Source organism: Novosphingobium meiothermophilum, assembly GCF_003171715.1.
Lineage (GTDB): Bacteria > Pseudomonadota > Alphaproteobacteria > Sphingomonadales > Sphingomonadaceae > Novosphingobium > Novosphingobium meiothermophilum.
Genome location: NZ_QGHL01000004.1, coordinates 271122 through 291013, shown reverse-complemented (window position 1 = coordinate 291013; position 19892 = coordinate 271122). Strand labels below are relative to the sequence as shown.

The 19892-nt window shown below is 64.9% G+C and carries 16 protein-coding genes; all 16 read left to right on the top strand.

The genetic code is table 11. The features are described from left to right. The first annotated feature begins 7 nt into the window (after positions 1–7). The 16 genes from DKM43_RS01795 (at position 8) to DKM43_RS01720 (ending at position 19863) form a co-directional block, all read left to right on the top strand. A complete protein-coding gene (locus DKM43_RS01795) occupies positions 8–1219 on the top strand; it encodes a DUF1624 domain-containing protein (RefSeq protein WP_109796756.1) in 1212 nt (403 codons plus the stop codon). A gap of 403 nt (positions 1220–1622) precedes the next feature. Next, entirely contained in the window at positions 1623–3803 is a 2181-nt protein-coding gene (locus DKM43_RS01790; protein WP_109797039.1) for a TonB-dependent siderophore receptor, read from the top strand. 63 nt (positions 3804–3866) lie between these two features. Continuing rightward, entirely contained in the window at positions 3867–4892 is a 1026-nt protein-coding gene (locus DKM43_RS01785; protein WP_109796755.1) for a PepSY-associated TM helix domain-containing protein, read from the top strand. Continuing rightward, on the top strand, positions 4889–5818 hold the full coding sequence (locus DKM43_RS01780; protein WP_109797038.1) for a 2-hydroxyacid dehydrogenase: 930 nt from the start codon (positions 4889–4891) through the stop codon (positions 5816–5818). The genes DKM43_RS01785 and DKM43_RS01780 overlap by 4 nt, the downstream gene beginning before the upstream one ends. Before the next feature lie 164 nt (positions 5819–5982). Then, positions 5983–6657, top strand: a complete 675-nt coding sequence (locus DKM43_RS01775) for a haloacid dehalogenase type II (RefSeq protein WP_109796754.1) — start codon at positions 5983–5985, stop codon at positions 6655–6657. After that, a complete protein-coding gene (locus DKM43_RS01770; RefSeq protein ID WP_109796753.1) occupies positions 6657–8174 on the top strand; it encodes an ABC transporter substrate-binding protein in 1518 nt (505 codons plus the stop codon). The genes DKM43_RS01775 and DKM43_RS01770 overlap by 1 nt, the downstream gene beginning before the upstream one ends. Beyond that, positions 8171–9151 (top strand): ABC transporter permease, encoded by a 981-nt coding sequence (locus tag DKM43_RS01765; protein WP_109796752.1) that lies wholly within the window; start codon positions 8171–8173, stop codon positions 9149–9151. The genes DKM43_RS01770 and DKM43_RS01765 overlap by 4 nt, the downstream gene beginning before the upstream one ends. Positions 9152–9153: 2 nt before the next feature. After that, the gene (locus DKM43_RS01760) at positions 9154–9975 is read left to right on the top strand and encodes an ABC transporter permease (protein ID WP_109796751.1); all 822 of its coding nucleotides are present in this window, start codon (positions 9154–9156) and stop codon (positions 9973–9975) included. After that, positions 9972–11798, top strand: a complete 1827-nt coding sequence (locus DKM43_RS01755) for an ABC transporter ATP-binding protein (protein ID WP_109796750.1) — start codon at positions 9972–9974, stop codon at positions 11796–11798. Before DKM43_RS01760 ends, DKM43_RS01755 begins: the two co-directional genes overlap by 4 nt. A gap of 26 nt (positions 11799–11824) precedes the next feature. Beyond that, positions 11825–12781, top strand: coding sequence for an ornithine cyclodeaminase family protein (locus tag DKM43_RS01750; RefSeq protein ID WP_109796749.1), 957 nt, complete (start codon positions 11825–11827; stop codon positions 12779–12781). Further along, positions 12778–13497 (top strand): cupin domain-containing protein, encoded by a 720-nt coding sequence (locus tag DKM43_RS01745; RefSeq protein WP_236632325.1) that lies wholly within the window; start codon positions 12778–12780, stop codon positions 13495–13497. Before DKM43_RS01750 ends, DKM43_RS01745 begins: the two co-directional genes overlap by 4 nt. A gap of 186 nt (positions 13498–13683) precedes the next feature. After that, a complete protein-coding gene (locus DKM43_RS01740; RefSeq protein ID WP_201739749.1) occupies positions 13684–14529 on the top strand; it encodes a GNAT family N-acetyltransferase in 846 nt (281 codons plus the stop codon). Between the two features lie 24 nt (positions 14530–14553). Then, positions 14554–15729 carry an alanine racemase gene (locus DKM43_RS01735; RefSeq protein ID WP_109796747.1) on the top strand — a complete coding sequence of 392 codons (1176 nt, stop codon included), beginning with the start codon at positions 14554–14556 and terminating at the stop codon, positions 15727–15729. Positions 15730–15772: 43 nt separating this feature from the next. Continuing rightward, positions 15773–17053 carry an NAD(P)/FAD-dependent oxidoreductase gene (locus DKM43_RS01730; RefSeq protein ID WP_109796746.1) on the top strand — a complete coding sequence of 427 codons (1281 nt, stop codon included), beginning with the start codon at positions 15773–15775 and terminating at the stop codon, positions 17051–17053. Continuing rightward, the gene (locus DKM43_RS01725; protein ID WP_109796745.1) at positions 17050–18510 is read left to right on the top strand and encodes an aldehyde dehydrogenase family protein; all 1461 of its coding nucleotides are present in this window, start codon (positions 17050–17052) and stop codon (positions 18508–18510) included. Before DKM43_RS01730 ends, DKM43_RS01725 begins: the two co-directional genes overlap by 4 nt. A gap of 27 nt (positions 18511–18537) precedes the next feature. After that, positions 18538–19863, top strand: a complete 1326-nt coding sequence (locus DKM43_RS01720; RefSeq protein WP_109796744.1) for an NAD(P)/FAD-dependent oxidoreductase — start codon at positions 18538–18540, stop codon at positions 19861–19863. Positions 19864–19892 lie beyond the last annotated feature (29 nt).

Sequence of the window (19892 nt, the reverse complement as noted above, 5' to 3'; positions counted from 1 at the left end):
GGGAGCAATGGCAAGCCTGGCACCATCGCCGCAGGGCATCGCACCTGCCGCGGCCGCCGCCGCCAATCCGGCGGCAGTGCGAACGCGGCTTCTGGCCATCGATGCGCTGCGCGGGCTGGTGATGCTGTTCATGCTGGTTGACCATGTGCGCGAGACCTTTTTCCTGCACTTGCAGGTGAGCGATCCGGTGGACGCCAACACGACCGATCCGGGGCTGTTCTTCACGCGCCTGCTTTCTACCTTCTGCGCGCCCACATTCGTCGCGCTGACGGGGCTTTCGGCCTGGCTCTATGGCCAGTCGCACACGAAGAAGGAGGTAAGCGAGTTCCTGCTCAAGCGAGGGCTGTTCCTGATCTTCCTTGAACTGACGGTGATCTGCCTTGCCTGGCCGACGCAGACCTTCGCCTTTCCGCCAGCACGGTTCTGGTTGCAGGTGATCTGGGCGATCGGCATTTCGATGGTGGCGCTTTCGGCGCTGATCCATCTGCCGCGCAAAATGCAGTTTGGTCTGGGGCTGGCGATCGTGTGCCTGCACAACCTGCTGGACGGAATCGTTCTGACGCCGCAAGACAGCGGCTATGCGCTCTGGGCGGTGCTGCATCAGCGGTCGGTGATTGATCTCGGCATGGGGCTTACGGCCAAGACCACCTATCCCGTCCTGCCATGGATCGGGGTGATCCTGCTGGGCTATGCTTGCGGCCCGTGGTTTGCCAAGGGCACCGATCCGGCGCAGCGGCTGCGCAGGCTCATCATGCTGGGCACCGGCATGATCGCGGCCTTCGTGCTCATCCGTTATGCCAATGTCTATGGGGACAAGCCGTGGTTCATTGGCGAAACGCCGCTGCGCACGGTGATGAGTTTCCTGGCGCTGACCAAGTATCCGCCTTCGCTGCTGTTCCTGCTGCCAACGGTGGGAACGGGCGTGCTGCTGCTGGCGCTGTTCGAGAAGTATCAGGACGGTGCAATCCTGCCGCATCTGGCCTATCTGGGCGGCGCGCCGATGTTCTTCTACATCCTGCATCTGTATGTGCTGAAGGGCATCTATCACGCCGCCCTGATGCTTTACGGGCCGGTGAAGGGCACCGTTTTCGGCGTGGACAACCTTTCGACCGTGTGGATCTGGGTCTTCGTTCTGATTCCGCCGCTCTACTTCCCCACCCGCTGGTTTGCGGGGCTGAAGCAGCGGCGCAAGGACATCTGGTGGCTCAAGTATCTGTGAGCGGGACATTGCCGGGCCTGCCGTAGCGGCAGGTCAGGAAACAAGGGCCGGTCCGGCAGGTGCGCCGGGCCGGCCCTTTTCGGTGCATCAGGTGCAGCGTGCCAGAGCCTTGCGGAAGGCGGCGAGGACCCACGTCGGCAGGTGCGGTCTGCCTGGCAGGGCAGGCATGAAGGTGCGTTCATGGACGGCGGCACAAACATGCCGGTGTCATGCCAATTTCACAATAATCGTTCGTCTGCCCACACCCTTTCGACGCAAGATTCGTCTGCGGGGGCATAAGCTGAAGCGATAACAATAAACCGCAGGACGGCTCGAACGCAGGTTTCGCTTGCAGCACGTGTAACAATGTTACACGTGCTGGGTGGGATCGAACAACCGCATCAACAAGAGGGGTGAAGTTGCGATGATGAAGATGTCCTCAATAAAGGCCGCGCTGGCAATCGGCGTGGCGACGGGAGCGATGCCCTTTGCCGCCCATGCGCAGAGCGCGGCGGCAGCAGACGAGGAAGCCAAGCCCGCCGAAGAGATGGTGGTGATCGGCCAGCGCCAGCAATATCGCGGTGACGTGCCCCTTTCCGCCCTGCCGCAAAGCGTGCAGGTGATCGACGCCAAGACGCTGCAAAACCTCAACATCACGCGCTTCGATGCCGCGCTTGACCTTTCCAGCGGTGTTTCGCGGCAGAACAACTTTGGCGGCCTGTTCGACGGCTTTGCCATTCGCGGCTTTGCCGGTGACGAGAACTTTGCCGGCGGCGTTCTGGTGAACGGCTTCAACGGTGGACGCGGTTACGGCGGCCCGCGCGATGCTTCGGGCATCGAGAAGATCGAGATCCTCAAAGGCCCCAATGGCGCGGTCTTCGGCCGCGGCGAGCCGGGCGGCACGGTGAGCATCATCACCAAGAAGGCCAAGATCGGCGATGACTTCGGCACCTTCGCGGTTCAGGGCGGAAGCTGGAACACGTTCCGCATCGAGGCCGATTACAACCTTTCGATCGGCGATACCGTGGCGATCCGCCTGAACGGCGCAGCACAGGATGGCGACAGCTTCCGCGATACGGTTCACCAGACGCTTTATGCGGCCAACCCGTCGATCCTGTTTGCACCCAGCAAGGACACCAGCATCTCCTACGAGATGGAGTTCATGCAGAACCGCATCCCATTTGATCGCGGCACGATTGCGGTGAACGGGCAGCTTGGCGTGGTGCCCAATTCCACCTTCTTTGGTGAGCCGGGCGATGGCCCGATGCGCGTGAACGTGCTGGGCCATCAGGTGCAGTTCCAGCAGAAGCTTGGCGGAAACTGGTATTTCCTGGCCGGGTTCGGCTATCGCGAGACCGAGTTCAAGGGCTTTTCGAGCGAGCCTGAGCTTGATCCGATCGGCACGAACCGCCGCCAGACGCTGACCTCGACCGGCACCTTCCTTTCGCGTCAGCGCCGTTCGCGCGATTACAGCACCGACAACCTTGTGGTGCGCGGGGAAATCTCAGGCAAGTTCTATACTGGCGGCATCGCACACCATGTGCTGCTGGGCGCGGACTGGGACCGTTTCCGCATCGACCTGCTACAGCTTCGCGGCCGCCCCGTGAACTATACCGCCGGAACGCCGATCACCGCGGCGAACTATGCCGTCAACATCTTCAATCCGGTCTATGGGCAGACGCTGGCGCTGGGCGCCACGCCGCTGACCAATACCTATGAAACGCAGAAGGCGTGGGGTATCTACTTCCAGGATCAGATGGATTTGACCGACCGCCTGAAGCTGCGCCTTGGCGGCCGCTATGACAATTACCGCCAGACCGTGCTGAACCGGAATACCAACCGGTTCGCCCCGGCTGTGCACCAGACCCAGTTCAACCCCACCGGCGGCGTGCTTTACGAAGTGAGCGACGATATCTCGGTCTTTGCCGGATATGGCGAGGGCTTCCGTCCGAACAGCGGCGTCGATGCGGCCAGCAATCCCTTCCCGGCCGAGCTGAGCAAGTCCTATGAAGTGGGCGTGCGCCTTGGCGAACCGGGCGGTGCGCTGAGCGGCTCGATCGCGGCCTTCACCATGACGAAGAACAACATCCTCACCGCCGATCCCAATCCGGCCAATGCCGGGTTCTCGATTGCTGGCGGCAAGGCCCGTTCGCGCGGGATCGAGATGGACTTCAACGCCAACCTGCCCGGCGATATCACTATCATCGCTACATATGCCTATCTTGATGCCAAGTGGACGACCGCAGCCGGCGACAAGGACTTCGGCCTGACGATCAACCCCGGCGACCGTCTCATCAACATTCCCGAACATGCGGCGAATCTCATCGCGACCAAGGGTTTCATGATCGGCGGGCATCGCGCCACGTTTGGCGGCGGCATCAACTATGTGGGCAAGCGGCTGGGTGAAACCGGTTCGACATTCGAACTGCCCGGCTATGTCATTGCGCGTCTGCTGGCGAGCTTCGAGCCGACCGACAACGTGAAGATCACCGCTGATGTGACCAACCTGTTCGACAAGCAGTTCTACACCGCGTCCTATGCGCGGCTGTGGGTTGCACCCGGCGCCCCGCGCGCCTTCAACGTGCGCGCAAGCTTCTCGTTCTGACAAGGGCCGGCAGGGCTGCCGCGCTTGACGCGATGGCCCTGCCGGTTGGAACGAGAGGACGACATGCGCCGCAGCACTTTTCTGGCATGGCACCGGCGCATTGCCTTGCTGTTTGCGCCGCTGCTGATCCTGCAAGCCCTTACCGGCGCGGTGCTGCTGTTCAGGGCGCCGCTTGACCGGCTGATCGCGGGGCCGCCAGCCGCAGGGCCGGTTCTGCCCGCCGAGAGGCTGGTCGTGGCGGCATCGGCCAGCGGCAAGTGGGTGGAGCGGTTGTGGATGCCCGCAGCACAGGGCGATCTGGCACGGGTCCAGCTTGCCGATGCGGCCGGTGCGCGCAGTCTTGCCGCGATTGATCCGGTTTCCGGCCGGATCCGGCGCGAGGGCGGACTGGCCGCCTTTCCTGCCGAAGCGGCCCTGCAACTGCATTACCGGCTGATGGCCGGGACAACCGGCCTGATGATCGTGGCGATGACGGGCCTTGTGCTGCTGGCCATGGCCGCCACGGGCCTTGCATACTGGTGGCCACGGAACGGACACTGGGCGAAGGCGCTTGCGATCAATCCGCGTCTGCCCTCGCGCATCCGGTTGCGGCACTGGCATCGCAGCATCGGAGTGGTGGCGGCCGTGCTCATCACCGTCAGTGCGGCGACGGGGTTGCTGATGGCGGGGGCCGATCTTGCCGCAGCCATCGCGCCCGGCAAGGCGCTGCCGGCACGGGCAGGGCGCCATTCGCCCGCCGAGGCCGAAGTGCGGCGCGCGATGGCACTGGCAAAGGCAGCCTTTCCGAAGGCCAGGGTGCGCGATCTGCGCTTTTCGCCCGGTGGCATGATGGACGCGAACCTGCTGGCACCCGAACGCAATGCGCTGGCTGTGCATATCGTGAAGGTCGATCTTGCCCAGGGCCGGATCGTGCGCACGATCAGGGCGCAGGACAATCCGGCGCTGTGGATGAAAGTTCTGCCCTATCATGCGGGCGATGCCTTCGGGATCACCGGCAGGCTGGTCCTGCTGATCGAGGCACTGGTGCTGGTGGGGCTGGGCATTTCCGGCCCGGTCATGTGGTGGCAACAAGGGAAGCGGTCGAAATGATAATGCTGTATCACGGGCTTGAGGAACGGGGCCGGGTCTGGGCGCAGATCATGGCAGAGCGCGTTCCGCACCTGCCCTTCCGGCGCTGGGGGCACGATGCAGTCGATCCGGCCGAGGTGCGCTTTCTGGCTGCATGGAACGCACCTGCCGACTTTGTTGCGCAGTTCCCCAATCTTGAAGTGCTGTTCAGCGTGGGTGCGGGGATCGACCAGTTGCCGATTGCCGATCTGCCCCCGCAAGTGCGCGTGGTGCGCATGGTGGAGCAGGGCATCATTACCGGGATGGCCGAATATGTCGCCATGGCCTGCCTTGCCATGCACCGCGATCTGCCGTTCTTCATCAACGAACAGCGCGCGGGGCGCTGGACCTATCGTCATACCCGGCTGGCGGCGGAAACGCGGGTGGGCATCATGGGGCTGGGCGAACTGGGCAAGGCGGCCATCGAGATGCTGAGGCCGCTGGGCTTCACGCTTTCCGGCTGGAGCCGCAGCGCCCACGAGATTCCGGGGGTTGCCTGCCATGCCGGAGCGGAAGGCTTAGAGGCGTTTCTGGCCGGGGCGAACACCTTTGTCTGCCTGCTGCCGCTGACCCAAGAGACACGCGGCATTCTGTGCCGCGAGACCTTCGGGAAGATGCCGCGGGGCAGCGCGGTCATCAATGCCGGGCGCGGCGGGCACCTGGTGGCCGATGACCTGATCGCAGCGCTCGACAGCGGGCGCCTGCGCGCGGCCATGCTGGACGTGACCGACCCGGAGCCGCTGCCCGCAGGCCATCCATTCTACAGCCATCCCGCGATTTTCCTGACGCCCCACGTTGCCGCCGAAACGCGCCACGCGACCGCTGGGGAAGTGCTGGCCGACAATGTCATCCGCCTGCTGGAAGGGGCGCCGCTCGTGGGGGAGGTCGATCGCACACGGGGTTATTGAGGTGCGGCATGCCATGCCGTTGATCCGCCCAAAAAAGCGTGACGCGCCTTGTCGGGGCAAGCCGAACGGGTGCAAGTTCCGCTGCAATGGTGGTGATCTGTGAGCATCGAAACCAGCCTTCCGGCCATGCCGCAAGCATCAGGAACAGGGACCGAGTTGCAGCCATGAGCACCGCCGTTTTCACCCCCAAGTTCATCAGCTTCGATTGCTACGGCACGCTGACCCGCTTCCGCATGACGGAGATGGCCACGCAGTTCTATGCTGATCGCCTGCCCGCCGAAGCGCTGCCTGCTTTCTGCAAGGACTGGGCGGCCTACCGGCTGGACGAGGTGCTTGGCCCGTGGAAGCCCTACCGTGAAGTCATCGCCAATTCGCTTGAGCGCTGCTCGAAGAAGTGGGGCGTTCCCTTCCGCCGGGAAGAGGCTGACGCGGTTTATGAAGCCGTGCCGACGTGGGGCCCGCACGATGACGTGCCGGGCGGCCTTTCGAAAATCTGTGACAAGATCCCGCTGGTGATCCTTTCCAACGCGATGAACAGCCAGATCATGTCGAACGTCGAAAAGCTCGGCGCGACTTTCTACAAGGTCTATACCGCCGAGAGCGCGCAGGCCTACAAGCCGCGGATGCAGGCGTTCGAATACATGTTCGATCAGCTTGGCATGGGGCCGGAAGTGGGGATGCACGTTTCGTCCAGCTTCCGCTATGATCAGAACACCGCGACCGACCTCGGCTTTGGCTGCCGGGTGTTTGTCGGGCGCGGGCATGAGCCTTCGAACGCGAACTACCGCGATGTGGAGATCCCGCACATCGGTGCGCTGCCTGCGGTGGTGGGCCTCTGATGCTTTCGCGACGCGGCCTTCTGGGCGGCCTTGCAGCCGGAGCGGCACTCGCTCCGGCGACGAGGCTTGCCGGAAAGCCGCGCATGGGCGGGCGTGTCCGCGTTGCCGGTATCGTGGCCTCTACGGCCGATACGCTTGACCCTGCGCGCGCGGGCAATTCGAGCGACTACATGCGCATGTTCCTGCTTTACAGCGGGCTGATGCAGTATGACCAGGGGCTGCTGGTCAAGGCAGGGCTGGCCGAATCCATCGAGACGGACGACAATATCAGATGGACCATCCGCCTGCGCCGCGGCGTGCATTTCCATAATGGCAAGGCACTGACGGCCGACGACGTGGTCTATTCGCTGCTGCGCCACCGCGATCCTGCGGTGGGATCGAAGGTGAAGGCGGTTGCCGAACAGTTCGTGAGCGCGCGGCGCATCGGCCCGCTTGAGGTGGAGCTGCGGCTCGTCGGCCCCAATCCAGACATTCCCGTGATCCTTGCCCAGCCGCAGTTCGTCATCGTGGAAAACGGGCGGCGCGATTTCCGCGAGGCGAACGGCACCGGCCCATTCGTTCTCAAAGCCTTTGCGCCGGGCATCCGCACCATCGTGCGGCGCAACCCCAATTACTGGAAGTCCGGCAAGCCCTATCTCGACGAGATCGAGCTGATTGCCATCCCCGATGAACTCTCGCGGGTCAACGCCCTGCTTTCGGGCGATGTGCAGATGGTCATTGCCGTCAGCCCCGGTTCGGTCAAGCGCGTCAGGGCATCAGGATCACATCTGGTCATGGAGACCAAGTCCGGCGTCTATACCGATCTGGTCATGCGCCAGGACAATCCCGTGACCGGGCATCCCGACTTTGCACTGGCGATGAAGTATCTGCTGGACCGCGACCTTATCAAGCGGGCCCTGTTCCGGGGATTTGCGACGATTGCGAACGATCAGCCGATTTCGCCGCTTGATCCCCATTTCAACCCCGCCATCCCGCAGCGTGCCTTCGATCCGGATAGGGCGAGGTTCCTGCTGAAGCGGTCCGGGCTGCTGGGCACGCGCCTGCCGGTCTATGTCTCGCCAGCGGCCACGCAGTCGGTTGATATGGGGTCCATCCTTCAGGAACATGCCGCGCGGATCGGGCTGAATCTTGCGATCAACCGGGTGCCAAGCGATGGCTACTGGTCAACCCACTGGATGAAGCATCCGCTGACCTTCGGGAACATCAACCAGCGGCCCACTGCCGATCTCATGTTCAGCCTGTTCTTCCAGTCGAAGGCGACAGAGAACGAGGCGGGCTGGAAGAACGAACGGTTCGACCGGATGCTGATCGAGGCGCGGCAAGCCCGCGATCCGGCCGTGCGCAAGGCCATCTATGGCGAGATGCAGCTCATGATCCACCAGACCGGCGGGGTGGGCATTCCCGTCTTCATCAGCCTGCTCGACGGGTATGACCGCCGCGTGCGCGGCCTTCAGCCGATACCGATGGGTGGCCTCATGGGCTACAGCTTCGGCGAACACGTGTGGCTTGACGCATGAGCGGGACGGCTCCTGCTGCGCGCTGGCGCGGTCCGGCCCGGCTCGTGGCGCAGCGCGTGGTGCTGGCGCTGTTCACGCTGTTGCTGGTTTCAGCCGTGATCTTCACGATCAGCGGGCTTCTGCCGGGCGATGCCGCGCAGGAACTGCTGGGCCAGGGCGCAACGTCCGAACAGATCGCGGCGCTGCGCCATGAGATGGGGCTCGATCGCCCGGCGGTGGTGCGATACCTTGAATGGTTGCGCGCGATCATTGGCGGCGATCCCGGCATGTCGCTGGTGGCAAACAAGCCCGTGGCCGAGATCATCTCCGAGCGATTGCCCAACACGCTGACGCTGGCCGCGCTGACCACGCTGTTTTCGGTGCCTTTCGCGTTCCTTGTGGGCATCACATCAGCCGTGACGCGGGGGCGGACGACCGACCGCGCGCTCAACATCCTGACGCTGGCGATGGTGGCCCTGCCGGAGTTTCTGGTTGCGACAATCGCGGTGCTGGTCTTCTCGGTGAAGCTGCTGTGGCTGCCTTCGATCACCATCGTGCCGCAGGACCCGACACCCGGAGAGTTCCTGCGGGCCTATGCCATGCCGGTGATGGTGCTGGGCGTGGGGGTGATTGCCCAGCTTGGCCGGATGATCCGCGCCGCGATCATCGCCGAACTGGATCGGCCCTATGTCGAGATGGCCCGGCTCAAGGGCGTTTCGCAGCGGCGCCTGATCTTCCGCCACGTGCTGCCCAATGCCGTTGGCCCGATCGTGAATGCCATGGCGCTGAGCCTTTCCTATCTGTTCGGAGGCGCGATCATCGTGGAGACGATCTTCAGTTATCCGGGCCTTGCCAGCCTGATGGTCAATGCCGTGACATCGCGCGACATGCCGCTGCTTCAGGCCTGCGCCATGATCTTCTGCGCCACCTATCTGCTGCTGGTCCTGATTGCCGATACGGTGGCGATCCTTGCCAATCCGCGCCTGCGACAGGGATGACCATGGACAGCCTCATACGTGCCGCGCGGCGGCTTCCGCTTTCGGGCAAGCTGGGTCTGGGGCTTGTCGTGTTCTGGATCGTGGTGGCCATTGCCGGGCCGTTCGTCGCGCCCTATCCGCCCGGCTCCTTCGTCAACGAAGAGGTCTTTGCCGGATCGAGCGGCAGGTTCCTTCTGGGCAGCGATTTTCTGGGACGCGATGTTCTCAGCCGCCTGCTTTCCGGGGCGCGCTTCACCGTGGGACTTTCCGCGATTGCGGTGGCGATCGCGGCCAGCATCGGCACGGGGCTTGCGCTGTGTGCGGCGGTCGGCCCGCGCTGGCTGGACGAAATCCTCTCGCGGTCGATGGATACGCTCATCTCGATCCCCAGCAAGATCTTCGCGCTGGTCCTTGTGGCGGCCTTCGGATCATCGATCGTGCTGCTGACGCTGATCCTTGCCCTGACCTATGTGCCGGGCAATTTCCGCATTGCCCGTTCGCTTGCGGTGGGGCTGGCGCGGCTGGACTATGTGGAGGTGGCGCGTGCGCGGGGCGAGGGGCGGCTCTATCTGGCGCTGGTGGAAGTCCTGCCGAACATGATGCGGCCGCTGTTTGCCGATATCGGGCTGCGCTTCGTGTTCATCGTGCTGCTGCTTTCTGGGCTTAGCTTCCTTGGACTGGGGCTTCAGCCGCCCGATGCCGATCTGGGATCACTGGTGCGCGAGAACACCTCCGGGCTTGCCGAAGGGGCGCTGGCGATCATTGCGCCGGCGGTGGCCATTGCCAGCCTGACGGTGGGGGTGAATCTCCTGATCGATGCCGCAACGCAGGGGAAGGCCGAATGACGGCGCAGGCGCAAATCGCCCCTTCACAAACAGGTGCGGCACATGTCGAAGTCTGCAACCTGTGCGTGACGGTGCGCGCGCCCGATGGATCGGCGCTGCGCATTGTCGATGACGTATCGTTTGCGATCCCGCGCGGCGAGGTGCTGGCCCTGATCGGGGAATCCGGATCGGGCAAGACGACGATTGCGCTTTCGCTCATGGGATATGCGCGCGGCGGAGCACGGATCGAAGGCCGCATCCGCGTGGGCGATGCAACGCTGGATGGCACGGAGTCCGCGAGCCTTGCCGCCCAGCGCGGCAACCGGATCACCTATGTGGCGCAAAGCGCCGCTGCCGCCTTCAATCCGTCGCGCAGGGTGATGGAACAGGTTATCGAACCGGCGCTGATTCACGGCACGGCAAGCGACGCCGAGGCGCGGCGGCACGCGGTGGAACTGTTCGAGGCGCTCTCTCTGCCCGATCCGGCCGGCATCGGCAGCCGTTATCCGCACGAACTTTCGGGCGGGCAATTGCAGCGCCTGATGGCGGCAATGGCGCTGATAACGCGGCCTGATCTGGTGATCTTCGACGAGCCGACCACCGCGCTTGACGTGACGACGCAGGTGGAAGTGCTGCAAGCCTTCCGCAAGGTCGTGCGCGATCAGGGGGCGACGGGCGTCTATGTCTCGCACGATCTGGCCGTTGTGGCACAGATGGCGGACCGGATCCTTGTGCTGAACCGTGGCAGGGTGCGCGAGCAGGACGCCGTGCGCGCCGTGCTGGAAACCCCGGCAGACGATTACACGCGCACCCTGCTGGCAGCAGCGCGCCCCGTGGTGAAGGCAGCGGTCCCTGCGCCCGCCACGGGCAGCCCGCTGCTGAGCATCGAGGGGATTTGCGCAGGCTATGGTCCGGTTGATCGCGAGGGCCGGGCCGCGCATCCGGTGCTCAGCGATGTGAGCCTGCACATCGGCCGGGGCGCGGCGGTTGGCGTGATCGGCGAATCCGGTTCAGGCAAATCGACCGTGGCGCGCGTGGTGGCGGGCCTTTTGGCGCCAACCGCAGGCACGGTCCTGCTTGACGGGCAGCCGCTGGCACGTTCGCTGAAGGATCGTTCGCGCGAGGAACTGCGGCGCGTCCAGATCGTGTTCCAGAATGCCGACATCGCGCTGAACCCGGCGCATAGCGTTGGCGAGATACTGGGCCGGGTGCTGCGCTTCTACGAGGGGATCAGCGGCCATGCGGCGCGTGCGCGCGTGGCAGAGCTGCTGGACCTCATCAGGCTGCCCGCAGCCGTGGCAACGCGCCGCTGCGACGAGCTTTCGGGCGGGCAGAAGCAGCGCATCAACCTTGCCCGCGCGCTTGCCGCAAAGCCCGACCTGATCCTGTGCGACGAGGTGACATCGGCGCTGGATACCGTGGTGCGCGAGGCCATTCTGGAACTTCTGGCCGAACTGCGGCGCGATCTGGGCGTGGCCTATCTGTTCATCAGCCACGACATCGCCACGGTTCAGGCGCTGTGTGACGAGATTGTGGTGCTTTACAAGGGCACCTGCGTGGAAAGCGGCCCGGCCCGCGCCTATGCGGCACCGCCCTTTCATCCCTACACCGATCTGCTGATTTCCTCTGTGCCGGAACTGCGCACCGACTGGCTTTCGGATGTGGGCCGGAAGGACCCGCCGCGTCTGGCCGCGCCGGACGATGGCGGGGGGCTTTGCCGGTTCCTGCCGCGCTGCCCGGTGGCAATCGCAGGCCGCTGCGACACGGCCTCGCCGCCGTTGCGCCAGCTCGACTCAGGAAACGCAGTGCTGTGTCACCGGTCGCAGGCCGAGCTTGCAGGCTGAGTGATCCGCTGGAACAGGAGCATGTCTTGAAGTTCATTTCCGAGGATGAATCCGCCGCGCTGGTAACGCACGCGATGGCCTTTGCCGCAGCGCGCGAGGCGCTGTGCGCGGTGGTTGAGGGCGCGGTGCTGTTTCCCGCCGTGCTGGCGCATGGCTCCGATGCGGCAAACCGCTTCTCGATCAAATCGGCAGCGACCGCCGCCTTTGCGGGGCTGAAGGTGGGATCGTTCTGGCCTGGCAATCCGGCAATCGGCCTGCCCCGGCACAATTCGGTGATCCTGCTGTTCGACCAGCGCATCGGCCGGATCGAATGGGTGATCGAGGCAGGCAAGGTCAACGCCTATCGCACGGCAGCGGCCGATGCGGTTGCGGCTGATGTGCTGGCGCGGCCCGATGCTTCGGTTCTGGCAATCTTCGGTGCGGGCAATCAGGCGCTGTTCGAATGCCTTGCCATTGCGCGCATCCGGCCCATCACCGAAGTGCTGGTCGTGGCGCGCGATGAGGCGAAGGGCCGCGATTTCGCAGACGCGCTCTCAGCCGAAGGGCTGAACGCTGCACTGGCGGGCGCGAAAGAGGCATGTGCGCGGGCAGACATCATCGTGACCGCGACGCCCGCGCGCGCGCCCTTGTTCGAGGCTGACTGGGTGCGGCCCGGCACGCATGTGGCCAGCATGGGATCGGACGCGGCAGGCAAGCAGGAATTGCCGCCCGCGCTCTTCGAACGGGCGGCTCTGTTCTGCGATCACCCGGCACAGGCCGCGGTCATGGGCGACTTGCAGCACTTTACCGGCGATCGCGCCCGGATCACGGCACTGGGCGATGTGCTGCTGGGCAGGGCCGCGGGGCGGACGTCGCCCGAACAGATCACCGTGTTCGACAGTTCGGGCATCGCCTTGCAGGACCTGACCATCGCGCGCAGCCTGATTGCCGCGAAGGAGGCGCAGGACAGACAGGTTTTCGGATCGGAAAGAGAGAGCGCATGATGACCTTGAAAGCTGGGCAAACGGCGGTGGGTGCGGTGATGGACCTGCGCGCCTATGCCGAGGGGACTGCACCATCGGCAGCCTGGCTGGACGGCCGTGCCGCACCGGCCTTTGCCGACGACAAGGCAGTGGTGTGCGCCTTTGCGCTGCGTGGGACGGGGCAGGTTGCCTTTCTGCCGAGCGACGAGTTCGTGCTTGTGCTGAAAGGCGGGCTGGAGATTGCGGCCGAGGGGACGGCGGCCCTGGTGCTGGGGCCTGACGACTGCTGCGCGCTGCCATACGGTTGCAGTTTTGGCTGGACGGCATCGGACGACCTGCTGGCGCTGGTCTATTCCGCGCCAACAGACCGGGCCGGCAATGTCACGGTGCCGGTAATGATCGACAAGAGCGCACCGCTCAATCCTTCAACCCCGCCAGCGAGCGAGAACCTTCTGGGCGAAGTGCCGACCTGCCGGGGCTTTTCCGACTATGTTTCGGCCAATGCCGAGTTCTGCGCCGGCACATGGGATTCCACGCCCTATCACCGCCGCCAGATTCCTTACCGGCAAGTGGAACTCATGCTGCTGATGGAAGGGGCGGTCACATTCAGCGACGGGAACGGCAGTGTCTCGTTCGGGAAAGGGGATGTCTGCCTGTTCGTGCGCGGCGATGGCTGCGCATGGCTGAGCGAGGAATACGTGAAAAAGGTCTTTGCGACGCAGCGTCCGCTGAGCTGACCACCGGAGCGTGGGGGTGGCGGCACAATATGTCGCGGGTGGCAGCATCTTTCGCACGACCGGTTCGCGCGCTTTGGCCTTTCGGAACAATTTGCCATCCTGAATCCGCTTTATAATCAGGTGCTGCGCCCTTGCCGCATATCGGTTGGCGCGCGCTTGCAGGAGTAGCTGGATATGTCGGGGGCCATGGCGGGAAGCGACAAGCGGGACGTGATCGCGCTGCGGCCGGACCACCTTGAACAGGCGCTGGGCCTGTCGCAGGCGCTCAACTGGCCCTACCGGCTTGAGGACTGGAAGTTCGCGCTTGATCTGGGGCGCGGCTATGCGGTCGAGGCGCAGGGCAAGCTGCTGGGGACCGCGCTGTGGTGGCCTTACGGCAAGGATTTTGCCACGGTCGGGATGATTATCGTCTCTCCCGACGCGCGCCGGCAGGGCATTGGCGCAAGGCTGATGGAAGCCCTGCTGGCCGATGCGGCAGGTCGGCGCATCACCCTTATTTCGACGCAGGACGGCGAGCCGCTCTATACCCGGCTTGGCTTTATGCGCTGCGGCTTCATCACGCAGCATCAGGCTGTCCTGGCCAAGGTGCCGGCGATCGACAGATCGGTGCCGGTCCGTGCAGCCTTGCCGGAGGACCGCGCCGCAATCGATGCGGTGGATGCCCGCGCTGCTGGAATGGACCGGCGCGAACTGCTGGATGCGCTGCTGGGGATTGCCGATACGGTTGTGGTTGAACAAGATGGCGCGATCACCGGCTATGGCTGCGTCAGGCGCTGGGGGCGCGGCGTGGTGATCGGGCCGGTTGTGGCAGCGACCGCCGGTGATGCCAGGGCGATCATCGCCACGCTTGCTTCGGCCCATGAAGGCGATTTCGTGAGGATCGATGTGACAGAGACCAGCGGACTTGCGCCGTGGCTGGAGGAGATCGGCCTGCCCAGGGTTGACCGGGCGCCCATCATGGCACTGGGTGCGCCGCCGCAGGCAGAGCCGGGTGCAATGCTTGTTGCCTTGTCCAACCAGTCGCTTGGCTGAGCCAGCAACCAGAGAAGGTTCGTGATGACCGATACAGCCGTTCGAGATGCCAATGCCGCCATTGCCGCCTCGCTTGAGACGGTGCCGACCCCGGCGCTGATCCTTGATGTGAGCAAGGTTGACCGGAACATTGCCCGGCTGCGCGCGCATCTGGCGCAGCTCGGCACGGGATTCCGGCCGCATGTGAAGACCAGCAAGTCGATTGACGTGGCGCGCAGGCTGTTTCCGGAAGGCGTGGGTCCGATCACCGTCTCCACCCTTGCCGAGGCCGAATATTTCGCCGACGCGGGCTTTGCCGACATTACCTATGCCGTGGGACTGAGCCTTGACCGGATTGCGCGGGCGCGCAGGCTGGTGGTGCGGGGCGTGCGGCTTTCGGTGCTGATCGACACGATCGAGCAGGCGCATGCGCTCGTCTCTGCCGCCGCCGATGGCGAGCCAATGCCCGCCGTGCTGATCGAGATCGACTGCGACGGGCACCGTGGCGGCGTTCTGCCCGATGATCCTGCCCTTCTTGCCATTGCCGAGGTGCTGCACGGCGGCGGGCTGGAACTGGCAGGGGTTCTGACCCATGCCGGGGAATCCTACAATGCGCGCGGCGGCGAGGGGCTGCCTGAAGCGGCCGAAGGCGAACGCGCGGCGGCTGTAGCTGCGGCCGAGCGTTTGCGGGCAGCCGGCCATGCCGCGCCAGTGGTCAGCGTGGGATCGACGCCGACTGCCCATTTCGCGCAGAACCTGAGCGGTGTGACCGAGGTGCGCGCGGGCGTGTTCAGCTTCTTCGACCTGGTCATGCACGGGATCGGCGTGTGCACGCTGGACGACATTGCCGCATCGGTTCTGCTGACGGTGATCGGCCATCGCCCGGAAAAGGGCTGGATCCTGACCGATGGGGGCTGGATGGCCCTTTCGCGCGACCGGGGCACGCAGCGCCATCCGGTGGATCAGGGCTATGGCCTTGTCTGCGACATCGACGGCAATCCCTTTGCCGACGTGATCGTGGAAGATGCCAGCCAGGAGCACGGGATCATCAAGGTGCGGCCCGGCAGCGGCGCCAGCCTGCCTGATCTGCCGATCGGATCGCGAGTGCGGGTTCTGCCAAATCACGCCTGCGCCACCTGCGCGCAGCATGACAGCTATCACGTGGTGGATGGCACGGGCCGCGCGATCACGGGCCAGTGGCAACGGATGCGGGGCTGGTGAGAACACCTTGTTTCATGAGGTCCGCAAGGGCGGAGAAGCCAAAATGAAGATGACATCATACTGGCTCGATTCGGCAAAGCCCTTTGCATCGGCCGCACCCGGCGGCCCGGAGGGCAGGGCCGATGTGGCCGTGGTGGGGGCGGGCTTTACCGGGCTTTCGGCAGCGCTGACGCTGGCGAAGAAGGGGGCCAAGGTCGTCGTCCTGGAAGCCGACCGGGTGGCGGGCGCCGCATCGGGCCGCAATGGCGGCATGTGCAACAACGGCTTTGCGCAGGACTATGGCGGCATGGTTGCCAAGTTCGGGCTGGAACGCGCGAACATGTTCTACCGCGCCTTCGATGCGGGCGTGGATCTGGTCGAACAGATCGTGGCCGAGGAAGGAATCGACTGCCATTTCGGGCGCGTGGGCAAGCTGAAGCTGGCGGCCAAGCCCGAACACTTCGAGAAGATCAAGCGTTCGCAGGAACTGCTGGCCCGCAATGTCGATCCCGAAACGAGCATCGTCATGCCTGCCGATCTGCCATCGGAGGTCGGCTCGGACATTTTTTACGGCGGGATGCTTTATGGCAAGAGCGCCAGCATGCACATGGGCGAATACGGGCAAGGCCTGGCCGAGGCCGTTGTCCGGCGCGGCGGCACGATCTTCGAACGCAATCCGCTGATCGCGATGCGCCGCATTGCGGGTTCGGCATACGAGCTGACCACCCTGCACGGCAGCCTGACCGCCAAGCAGGTGCTGCTTGCCACCGGCACATCGCGGGTGGGGCCGCTGGGCTGGTTTCGTCGGCGCCTTGTGCCGGTTGGGGCCTATCTGATCGCCACCGAACCCTTGCCGACCGAACTGCTCGACCGGCTGACCCCGCGCCGCCGGAATACGGTGGATACGCGCAATTTCGTCAGCTATTTCCGGACCACGCCCGACAACCGCATCCTGTTTGGCGGCCGCGCACGGTTTTCGAGCCGCAGCGATCCGGCCGCCGATGCGAAGAGCGGGGCGATCCTGCGCCGTTCGATGACGCACTTCTTCCCCGAACTTGCCGATGTGCGAATCGATTACTGCTGGGGCGGCATGGTTGACATGACGGGCGACCGGCTGCCGCGCGCGGGAGAGCGCGACGGGTTGTTCTATTCGATGGGCTACAGCGGCCACGGCACGCACATGGCGACCTACATGGGCAGGATCATGGCCGACGTGCTGGACGGCAAGGCCGAGCTGAACCCCTGGCGCGATTTCGACTGGCCCGCCATCCCCGGCTATTTCGGCACACCGTGGTTCCTGCCCTTTGTCGGCGCATACTATCGCTACAAGGACATGGTGGGATGAGCGATCCCGTGGCACAGGCGATTGCGCAGGTCGTGGCTCTTTCCGGCCATGCCTATATCGACGGCGGGTGGGTGGCGCTTTCGGGCGGCGAGCGCCTGCCGGTCATCAATCCGGCAAATGGCGATGTGGTGGCCGAGGTCACGGCCGGGACGGCTGCCGATCTTGATCGGGCCGTGGCTGCGGCACGGGCGGCGTTTCCGGCCTTTTCGCAATCGCCGGCGGCCGAAAGGCTTGCCCTGCTGGAGCGCATTCATGCGCTGATCGTCGACCGTGCCGAGGCTCTGGCGCAGGTGCTCGTGCGCGAGATGGGCGCTGCCATCAGTCATGCGCGCAGCGCCCATGTGCCGTTTGCGCTGGGGCATGTGCAGGCCGCCATAGAGGTGCTGCGCGACTACGATTTCCTGACCATGCGCGGCACCACCGCGATCGTGCGCGAAGCAATTGGCGTGGCTGCGCTCATCACGCCATGGAACTGGCCGCTCTACCAGATCACGGCAAAGGTTGCCCCGGCGCTGGCGGCCGGATGCGCGGTCGTGCTCAAGCCCAGCGAGCTTTCGCCGCTCAGCGCGATGATGTTTGCGCAGATCGTGCATGATGCGGGCGCGCCTGCCGGCGTGTTCAACCTTGTCAACGGCACGGGCAGCGAGGTTGGCGCGGCCATGGCGGCGCATCCCGATATCGACATGATCTCGATCACCGGGTCCAACCGCGCGGGCGTGCTGGTGGCGCAGGGCGCGGCGCCCACGGTAAAGCGGGTGACGCAGGAACTGGGCGGAAAATCGCCCAATGTCCTGCTGCCCGATGCCGATTTCGCACGCGCCGTGCCGCTGGGGGTCATGGCTGCGTTCCGCAATGTCGGCCAATCATGCAGCGCGCCCACCCGCATGATCGTGCCGCGTGCGGCCCTTGCCGAAGTGGAGGCGATTGCGCGCCGCACGGCGGAGGCGATCGTGGTGGGCGATCCGGCAGACGAGGCGACCACCCTTGGCCCCATCGCCAATGCTGCGCAGCATCGGCGCGTGCAGGCAATGATCGCTGTGGGGATCGAGGAAGGGGCAAGGCTGGTCTGCGGCGGTCCGGGCTGTCCCGACGGGCTTGACCACGGCCTGTTCGTGCGGCCCACTATCTTTTCCGACGTTTCCACCGCCATGCGCATTGCGCAGGAGGAAATCTTCGGCCCGGTGCTGGTCATCATCCCATATGACACCGTGGACGAGGCCGTGGCGATTGCCAACGATACCGAATACGGCCTTGGCGGTCATGTGCATGGCGCCGATCTGGCGCTGGCGCGCCGGGTGGCGCTGCGCATCCGCACCGGGCAGGTCCACATCAACAGCCCGGCGTGGGATCCCCATGCCCCGTTCGGCGGCTACAGGCGGTCGGGCAACGGGCGCGAATACGGCCTTTTCGGTTTCGAGGAATACCTTGAGGTCAAGGCCATCCTTGGTTTCGCATGACATCAGCATTCATCGGAGAAGTGTGACATGCCCGCGCCCCTGAGGTTCATCGAGTCCACCCCGGAACTGCCGGCCGCAGCGGATGTGGTCGTCATCGGCGCGGGCGTGATCGGCAGCTTTACCGCCTATTACCTTGCCAGGCGCGGCCTGAAGGTTGCGCTGATCGAAAAGGGCGTGGTGGGCGGCGAGCAATCGAGCCGCAACTGGGGCTGGTGCCGCCAGCAGAACCGCGACGAGCGCGAACTGCCGCTGGCGACCAAGGCGCTCGACCTGTGGGAGGCGTTCGGCAAGGACAGCGGCGAGGAAACCGGCTTTCGCCGCTGCGGGCTGTTCTATGTGAGCAACGACGAGGCCGAGATTGCCACATGGGCGAAGTGGGGCGAATATGCCCGCTCCATCGGCGTGAAGACGCGGATGCTGAACAGTGCGGAGGCGACCGAGAAAGGCAGCTTTACCCGGCAGGTGTGGAAGGGCGGCGTGCATTCCCAGATGGACGGCATTGCCGATCCGGGGCTTGCCGTGCCGGCGGTGGCGCGCGCCATCATGGCGCTGGGCGGAACGGTGCATCAGGCATGCGCTGCACGCGGGATCGAGACGACCGGCGGCGCGGTGAGCGGTGTCGTGACCGAACGCGGCACGATTGCCACGAAGCTGGTGATCCATGCGGGCGGGGCCTGGGCATCATCGTTCATGCGCCAGTTGGGCGTGCGCTTTCCGCAGGCGACGGTGCGCCAGTCGATCCTTGCGGTCGGCACTGGCCACATGAGCCTGCCCGATGCGTTCTACGGCGATTCGATGTCGATCACGCGGCGCGGCGATGCCGCCCATGCGCTGGCCTACAGCGGGCGAGCCAAGGTTGATCCGACGCCTCAATTCCTGCGGTTCCAGAAGCAGTTCATCCCCATGTTCAGGCAGCGCTGGAAAAAGGTTTCGCCCGGCGGCCTGCACGGGCTGCGTGCTGGGCATGAAACGCTGGCGCGCTGGGCGCTGGACCGGCCAACGCCGATGGAGGCCCGCCGCATTCTTGATCCGACGCCCGATCCCAAGACCATCCGCCTTACGATCGAGCGCGTTTCGCGCCTGATTCCCGAAGTGGCGCGCGCACCCGTGGTGGGGACATGGGCCGGATTTGTCGACAGCACTCCCGACGGCGTTCCCGTGATTGGCGAGATTCCGGCGATCCCCGGCTTCATTCTGGCGGCAGGCTTCAGCGGCCACGGCTTTGGCATCGGGCCGGGCGCGGGGCATCTGGTGGCCGATATTGCCACGGGCGAGGAGCCGATTGTCGATCCGCGTCCCTATCGTCTTTCCCGCTTCGATCCGGGAGCGGCGATTGACGTGTCCGAGTTCTGAGCTGTCGAAATCGGCCTGTGCAGCATTTC